General features: G+C 63.7%; 4 protein-coding genes and 1 pseudogene. 4 read left to right on the top strand and 1 reads right to left on the bottom strand.

Going from position 1 to position 8,147, the window contains the following annotated elements; translation table 11 throughout:
• Positions 1-1,541: 1,541 nt before the first annotated feature.
• The 4 genes from WS62_RS13810 to WS62_RS13795 are packed head-to-tail and all read left to right on the top strand — an operon-like array spanning position 1,542 to position 7,132.
• Positions 1,542-3,158: a tryptophan halogenase family protein gene (locus WS62_RS13810; protein ID WP_066571512.1), complete on the top strand. Its 1,617-nt coding sequence runs from the start codon at positions 1,542-1,544 to the stop codon at positions 3,156-3,158.
• Positions 3,158-4,243: a monodechloroaminopyrrolnitrin synthase PrnB family protein gene (locus tag WS62_RS13805; RefSeq protein WP_066571511.1), complete on the top strand. Its 1,086-nt coding sequence runs from the start codon at positions 3,158-3,160 to the stop codon at positions 4,241-4,243. Before WS62_RS13810 ends, WS62_RS13805 begins: the two co-directional genes overlap by 1 nt.
• Positions 4,244-4,294: 51 nt before the next feature.
• On the top strand, positions 4,295-5,995 hold the full coding sequence (locus tag WS62_RS13800) for an NAD(P)/FAD-dependent oxidoreductase (RefSeq protein ID WP_066571510.1): 1,701 nt from the start codon (positions 4,295-4,297) through the stop codon (positions 5,993-5,995).
• 24 nt (positions 5,996-6,019) lie between these two features.
• A complete protein-coding gene (locus WS62_RS13795) occupies positions 6,020-7,132 on the top strand; it encodes a Rieske 2Fe-2S domain-containing protein (protein WP_066571508.1) in 1,113 nt (370 codons plus the stop codon).
• A 34-nt stretch (positions 7,133-7,166) separates the two neighbouring features.
• On the opposite strand, the pseudogene WS62_RS33615 reads toward WS62_RS13795, so the two are convergent.
• Positions 7,167-7,977 (bottom strand): annotated as a pseudogene (locus WS62_RS33615) (IS5 family transposase).
• Positions 7,978-8,147 lie beyond the last annotated feature (170 nt).

Here is an 8,147-nt window from a genome sequence, read left to right as displayed (position 1 = left end):
CGCCGCCGCACGCGTGGCGGCGTTGGCAAGTGCAACGGCGGCGTCGAGGTCCGGTTGCAGTACATCATCGGCGGGGGAAGTGGGTGAACCCTGATGCGTCACGAATTTGCGTCGGGTCCGGTAACGTCGGGCTCTGGTCGCGTGAGCGAATCGTCCACGGCGGGTTCGCTGATAGCGACGTCCGGCCTCGCGTACGCTGTCGCGGCGTGCGTCGACGGCGCAGTCACGGCAGTATCGATTGCCGCGATCGCAACGGCGGCAGATGAAGACCTGCGCCCGGCAGCGGGCGCACAAATACAAGCGGCCCGTGGGCTGCGGCATTGGCGGTTCCTGTCGAACGCCAAAGACGAGGAGTCGACCGAGGTCGACGGGCCGCGCGAGCAATGCGATACTGGCAGCTCACACGGCTCTCCGGCCGGCCGATGGGCCTGCCATCTGGATACCTTGTGGAGGTGCGGCGCCGATCTGGACTTGGCGGTTGAGGCCGGTGCCGCACCTGCTGTTCTTCTTCGGCAAACGCCTTTCTACCATGCGCCCGGCTCAATGCGATGCGGGGCGCGTCTCCAGTCGCCCTATGGGCTCCTTACGTCGCGCCCCGCATCAACCACTTGCTCGTCCCGCATCGGCCGTATTCGCAATTTCTATTTTTATGCGTGCGCCGTGCCGCCAATCTATGACGCCGCCGGAAAAGCGCGGATTTCGACCGCCATCGACATCTCTGGAACGGACTCTACACCGTCACCGTACTAAATGCGGGAGCAGGTCAAGACCGCCGAAATGCGCCAAGGTTGACATCTTTGTTTCAGAAATGGTGACGACTTTATGCTTTCCTGTGAATTCAGTCTTTCATTTCGCATTTTTAGACAAGAAATTCGTCGGCGTACGCTATAAATGAAAAAGTTAATTTCTTTGTTTAAAGAAAAGTAAATCGATTTTTATAAAATATTTCGCCGATATTTGCCGGGATTGAGTATTTCTCTGGATCAATTGAGATTGATATGAAATTTTGCGAGGTGTGCCATCGTGAACACTGCTATGGTGTTGCCTGAGCATCTCGATGCACTAATGGCGATTGCCGTATCGGCAAGTCAATCTGTTGATGCGGCATCGCTTACACGCTGTGCCGCCGATACGATGGGCGCCTCGCATTGTTCAATTGTGCTTCTATTTGAATTCAGAGGGGAACAGCCTCAGATCAAACTCTGGGGATGCAGGCAAGGATGTCCGGATATTGCGTAGAGGGACGTCCTCCATTGCCCTGGAGACGTGGCTGGCGCCCGAAAGGCAGCCTTGTCAGAGGGGCCAGTGCGTCCGCTGCTGCGGACCGGTGCGCTGGACGGTGTGCTGTCGTCAGGCGATGGGGCGGTTGGAAGGTCTTTTCACGCAGAGTTGCCGAACTTCGCTGCGATTCACTATGCCTTCCCGGTGTCATTTGTCGTGATGAGCCAGACACGTTATGACGCGTTACCGGACGAGTCGCGAGTTCAGCTCGATAAGGCGGCACTATCCATTCAGGTTTTAAATCCCATGAGAAGAGTATCATGAGCAACCCGATCAAGAATATCGTCATCGTGGGCGGCGGCACCGCGGGCTGGATGGCCGCCTCGTACCTCGTCCGGGCGCTCCAACAGCAGGCGAACATTACGCTCATCGAATCTACCGCGATCCCCCGGATCGGCGTGGGCGAGGCGACCATCCCGAGTTTGCAGAAGGTGTTCTTCGACTTCCTCGGGATACCGGAGCGGGAGTGGATGCCCCAGGTGAACGGCGCGTTCAAGGCCGCCATCAAGTTCGTGAACTGGAGGAAGTCTCCCGACCGCTCGCGCGACGATTACTTCTACCATTTGTTCGGCAGCGTGCCGAACTGCGACGGCGTGCCGCTTACCCACTACTGGCTGCGCAAGCGCGAACAGGGCTTCCAGCAGCCGATGGAGTACGCCTGCTACCCGCAGCCCGGGGCGCTCGACGGCAAGCTAGCACCGTGCCTGCCCGACGGCACCCGCCAGATGTCCCACGCGTGGCACTTCGACGCGCACCTGGTGGCCGACTTCTTGAAGCGCTGGGCCATCGAACGCGGGGTGAACCGCGTGGTCGACGAGGTCGTGGAGGTTCACCTGAACGACCGCGGCTACATCTCCAGCCTGTCCACCAAGGAGGGGCGGACGCTGGAGGCGGACCTGTTCATCGACTGCTCCGGCATGCGGGGGCTCTTGATCAACCAGGCCCTGAAGGAGCCCTTCATTGACATGTCCGACTACCTGCTGTGCGACAGCGCGGTCGCCAGCGCCGTGCCCAACGCCGACGCGCGCGTGGGGATCGAGCCGTACACCTCCGCGATCGCCATGAACTCGGGGTGGACCTGGAAGATTCCGATGCTGGGCCGGTTTGGCAGCGGCTACGTCTTCTCGAGCAAGTTCACCTCGCGCGACCAGGCCACCGCCGACTTCCTCAACCTCTGGGGCCTCTCGGACAAGCAGCCGCTCAACCAGATCAAGTTCCGGGTCGGGCGCAACGGGCGGGCGTGGGTCAACAACTGCGTCTCTATCGGGCTGTCGTCGTGCTTTTTGGAGCCCCTGGAATCGACGGGAATCTACTTCATCTACGCGGCGCTTTACCAGCTCGTGAAGCACTTCCCCGATACCTCGTTCGACCCACGGTTGACCGACGCATTCAACGCCGAGATCGTCCACATGTTCGACGACTGCCGAGATTTCGTCCAGGCGCACTATTTCACCACGTCGCGCGAAGACACGCCGTTCTGGCTCGCGAACCGGCACGACCTGCGGCTCTCGGACGCCATCAAAGAGAAGGTTCAGCGCTACAAGGCGGGGCTGCCGCTGACCACCACGTCGTTCGACGATTCCACGTACTACGAGACCTTCGACTACGAATTCAAGAACTTCTGGTTGAACGGAAACTACTACTGCATCTTTGCCGGCTTGGGCATGCTGCCCGACCGGTCGCTGCCGCTCTTGCGGCACCGACCGGAGTCGATCGATAAGGCCGAGGCGATGTTCGCCCGCATCCGGCGCGAGGCCGGGCGTCTGCGGACGAGCCTGCCGACGAACTACGACTACCTGCGCTCGCTGCGTGAGGGCGACGCGGGGCTGTCTCGCAGCCAGCCCGGGCCGACGCTCGCGGCGCCGGAAATCCTGTAGTGGAGCGCACCCTGGACCGGGTATGCGCATTCGCGGCCACGCACGCCGCGGTGGCGGCCTGCGACCCGCTGCGGGCGCGGGCGCTCGTTCTGCAACTGCCGGGCCTGAACCGTAAAAAGGACGTGCCCGGCATCGTTGGCCTGTTGCGCGAGTTCCTCCCGGCGCGTGGCGTGCCCTCCGGCTGGGGCTTCGTCGAGGCCGCCGCCGCGATGCGGGACATCGGGTTCTTCCTGGGGTCGCTCAAGCGGCACGGACACGAGCCCGCGGACGTGGTGCCCGGGCTCGAGCCGGTGCTGCTCGACTTGGCGCGCGCGACCGACCTGCCGCCGCGCGAGACGCTCCTGCATGTGACGGTCTGGAACCCCGCGGCGGCCGACGCGCAGCGGAGCTACACCGGGCTGCGCGACGAAGCGCATCTGCTCGAGAGCGTGCGCATCTCGATGGCGGCCCTCGAGGCGGCCATCGCGGTGACCGTCGAGCTGTCCGACATGCCCCTGCGGTCGCCCGCGTTCGCGCAAGGGTGCGACGAGCTGGCGGACTATCTCCACAAAATGGTCGAATCGATCGTTTACGCCTACCGCTATATCTCGGTACAGGTCTTCTACGACGAGCTCCGCCCCTTCTACGAACCGATTCGAGTCGGGGGCCAGAGCTACCTCGGCCCCGGTGCCGTAGAAATGCCCCTCTTCGTGCTGGAGCACGTCCTGTGGGGCTCGCAATCGGACCACCAAGCTTATCGAGAATTCAAAGAGACATACCTGCCCTACGTGCTTCCCGCGTTCAGGGCGGTCTACGCCCGGTTCGCTGGGAAGCCGGCGCTCGTCGATCGCGCGCTCGGCGAGGCGCAAGCGGCCCGCGCGCGGGGCGAGCCCGTCGGGGCCGGGCTGGCGGCCCTCGACCGGGTCTTCGAGGTCCTGCTGCGCTTCCGGGCGCCTCACCTTAAATTGGCGGAGCGGGCGTACGAAGTCGGGCGAAGCGGCCCCACAATCGGCAGCGGTGGGTACGCGCCCAGCATGCTCGGCGATCTACTCACGCTCACGCGTGCCGCGCGGTCCCGCCTGCGCGCCGCGCTCGACGAGCCCTGACGCCTGACGCGTGCGGCCATGTGTTCCATCTCACAAGGAGAGTGTGCCCCCATGACTCAGAACAGCCCCGCGAGCGGGCGCGATAGCAACCACTTCGACGTGATCATCCTCGGCTCGGGCATGTCCGGCACCCAGATGGGGGCCATCCTGGCCAATCAACAGTTTCGCGTGCTGATCATCGAGGAGTCGTCGCACCCGCGGTTCACGATCGGCGAATCGTCGATCCCCGAGACGTCTCTGATGAACCGCATCATCGCTGATCGCTACGGCATTCCGGAGCTCGACCGCATCACGTCGTTCTACTCGACGCAGCGTTACGTCGCGTCGAGCACGGGCATCAAGCGCAACTTCGGCTTCGTGTTCCACAAGCCCGGCCAGGAGCACGACCCGAAGGAGTTCACGCAGTGCGTCATTCCCGAGCTGCCGTGGGGTCCGGAGAGCCATTATTACCGGCAAGACGTCGACGCCTACCTGTTGCAAGCCGCCATTAAATACGGCTGCACGGTCCGCCAGAAGACGAACGTGACCGAATACCACGCCGACAAGGACGGCGTCGCGGTGGCCACCGCCCAGGGCGAACGGTTCACCGGCCGGTACATGATCGACTGCGGAGGACCCCGCGCGCCGCTCGCGACCAAGTTCAAGCTCCGCGAAGAGCCGTGCCGCTTCAAGACGCACTCGCGCAGCCTCTACACGCACATGCTCGGGGTCAAGCCGTTCGACGACATCTTCAAGGTCAAGGGGCAGCGCTGGCGCTGGCACGAGGGGACCTTGCACCACATGTTCGCGGGCGGCTGGCTCTGGGTGATTCCGTTCAACAACCACCCGCGGTCGACCAACAACCTGGTGAGCGTCGGCCTGCAGCTCGACCCGCGTATCTACCCGAAAACGGACATCTCCGCGCAGCAGGAATTCGACGAGTTCCTCGCGCGGTTCCCGAGCATCGGGGCGCAGTTCCGGGACGCGGTGCCGGTGCGCGACTGGGTCAAGACCGACCGCCTGCAATTCTCGTCGAGCGCCTGCGTCGGCGACCGCTACTGCCTGATGCTGCACGCGAACGGGTTCATTGACCCGCTCTTCTCCCGGGGGCTCGAGAACACCGCGGTGACCATCCACGCGCTCGCGGCGCGCCTCATCAAGGCGCTGCGCGACGACGACTTCTCCCCCGAGCGCTTCGAGTACATCGAGCGCCTGCAGCAGAAACTTTTGGACCACAACGACGACTTCGTCAGTTGCTGCTACACGGCGTTCTCGGACTTCCGCCTGTGGGACGCGTTTCACAGGCTGTGGGCGGTCGGCACGATCCTCGGGCAGTTCCGGATCGTGCAAGCCCACGCGAGGTTCCGCGCATCGCGCGACGAGGGCGACCTCGATCACCTCGACAACAACCCCCCGTACCTCGGGTACCTGTGCGCGGACATGGAGGGGTACCACCAGTTGTTCAACGACGCCAAAGCCGAGGTCGAGGCCGTGAGCGCCGGGCGCAAACCGGCCGAGGAGGCCGCGGCACGGATTCACGCCCTCATCGACGAACGAGACTTCGCCAGGCCGATGTTCGGCTTCGGGTACTGCATCACCGGGGCCAAGCCGCAGCTCAACAACTCGAAGTACAGCCTACTGCCGGCGATGAAGCTGCTGCACTGGACGCAAACCAGCGCGCCGGCAGAGGTGAAAAAGTACTTCGACTACAACCCGATGTTCGCGCTGCTCAAGGCGTACATCACGACCCGCATCGGCTCGGCGCTGAAGTAATCGGCCGACACCTGCACGAAAACAATGGACGACGTTCAATTGGATCAAGCGGTCGCCAAGGAGCATCCCCCGGGGGCGTACGACGCGACCACGCGCCTGGCCGCGAGCTGGTACGTCGCGATGCGCTCGGACGACCTCAAGGACAAGCCGACGGAGTTGACGCTCTTCGGCCGCCCGTGCGTGGCGTGGCGCGGCGCGACGGGGCGGGCCGTGGTGATGGACCGCCACTGCTCGCACCTCGGCGCGAACCTGGCAGACGGGCGGGTCAAGGACGGGTGCATCCAGTGCCCGTTTCACCACTGGCGGTACGACGAGCAGGGCCAGTGCGTTCACATCCCCGGCCACGGCCCGGCGGTGTGCCGACTGGAGCCCGTCCCGCGCGGGGCGCGCCAGCCGACGTTGGTCACCGCCGAGCGATACGGCTACGTGTGGGTCTGGTATGGCTCCCCGCAGCCGCTGCACCCGCTGCCCGAAATCGCCGCGGCCGACGTCGACAACGGCGACTTTATGCACCTGCACTTCGCGTTCGAGACGACGACGGCGGTCTTGCGGATCGTCGAGAACTTCTACGACGCGCAGCACGCGAACCCCGTGCACGCGCTGCCGATCTCGGCCTTCGAGCTCAAGCTCTTCGACGATTGGCGCCGGTGGCCGGAGGTCGAGCCGCTGGCCCGGGCGGGCGCGTGGTTCGGTGCCGGGATCGACTTCACCGTGGACCGCTACTTCGGACCCCTCGGCATGCTGTCGCGCGCGCTCGGCCTGAACATGTCGCAGATGAACCTGCACTTCGATGGCTACCCCGGCGGGTGCGTCATGACCGTCGCCCTGGACGGAGATGTCAAATACAAGCTGCTCCAGTGTGTGACGCCTGTGAGCGACGGCAAAAACGTCATGCACATGCTCATCTCGATCAAGAAGGTGGGCGGCGTCCTGCGCCGCGCGACCGACTTCGTGCTGTTCGGGTTGCAGACCAGACAGGCCGCGGGGTACGACGTCAAAATCTGGAACGGGATGAAGCCGGACGGCGGCGGCGCGTACAGCAAGTACGACAAGCTCGTGCTCAAGTACCGCGCGTTCTACCGGGGCTGGGTCGACCGCGTCGCCGAGGCGACCGCTCGACCGCGCCGCCGCGAGTGAGCGGCGATGCGTGAGTCGGCGGCCCTAGAGCCTGTTATGAACCTATATGAATGAAGTCGATGATTTTGGGCAGCATTAGACAGGCGAAGGCGAGGAAATGGAATCCGGCCAGCGTGTGAGGCAAGCGTTCATAGTCGCGCGCGAGGCGTCGAAAGCGCGCGGCCCATGCGAAGCTGCGCTCGACCACCCAGCGTCTGGGCCGCAACACGAAACCGCGTTTGGCCTCGGGTGTGTTTGACCACCTCCAACTCAATGCCGTGGCTTTGTGCTGCCTGACGAGCCGCTTCGCCGGTATAGCCCTGATCCGCGTACGCAAGCGCCACGCTCTGGCCGGTCAATTCTTGTACCGCATGGGCCAATTGCTCGACCTGTGCGCGATCCTGATCATTGGCCGGTGTCACATGCAGCGCCAGCAACTGACCCAGAGTATCGACCGCCAGATGCACTTTCGAACCCTTGCGGCGCTTCGCGCCGTCGTAGCCGGCGCGCGCGCCGGATTCCGGTGTCGATTGCAATGTGCGGCTGTCCAGGATCATGGCACTGGGTTGCGCTTTGCGTCCATCGCACACGCGCAACAGTTCTCGCAGATCACCCACGCTCGCCTCGAAACGGCCCGCTCGCATCCAGCGCGGCGTCTGTTGATAGACCGCTTCCCACGGGGGCAGGTCATTAGGCAACATGCGCCACGGCGCGCCGCTTCTGATCAGCCAGCGCAGCGCATTGAAGACCTCGCGAAGCTCGTGGCGGCGTTGTTTGCTGTCCTCTCCCACCAGCGCCAGATACGGCACAACGAACGACCATTCTTCGTCGCTTACATCGCTCGGATAAGGCTTGCGGGTTTTCATCCCGACATCTTGCCTTATCAGCGGTAAAGTTCATAACACCCTCTAGGGATGCTCTGCACAAACGCGAATCGAGTGTGCTTGGTCGTTTGACAGGAAGCTGAATGCGCCACGACGCCAACCTATCAGCCCGGAACGAAGCTGGCCGGCACGCGCCGAGCAGCCTTCGCGTG

The organism is Burkholderia sp. ABCPW 14, assembly GCF_001523835.1.
Classification (GTDB): domain Bacteria; phylum Pseudomonadota; class Gammaproteobacteria; order Burkholderiales; family Burkholderiaceae; genus Burkholderia; species Burkholderia mayonis.
This window is presented reverse-complemented; position numbering and strand designations above follow the sequence as displayed.

Bases quoted from the DNA above. Each gene is read 5' to 3' on its own strand.
- WS62_RS13810 (WP_066571512.1), top strand. From the start codon at position 1,542: ATGAGCAACCCGATCAAGAATATCGTCATCGTGGGCGGCGGCACCGCG.
- WS62_RS13800 (WP_066571510.1), top strand. From the start codon at position 4,295: ATGACTCAGAACAGCCCCGCGAGCGGGCGCGATAGCAACCACTTCGAC.
- WS62_RS13795 (WP_066571508.1), top strand. From the start codon at position 6,020: ATGGACGACGTTCAATTGGATCAAGCGGTCGCCAAGGAGCATCCCCCG.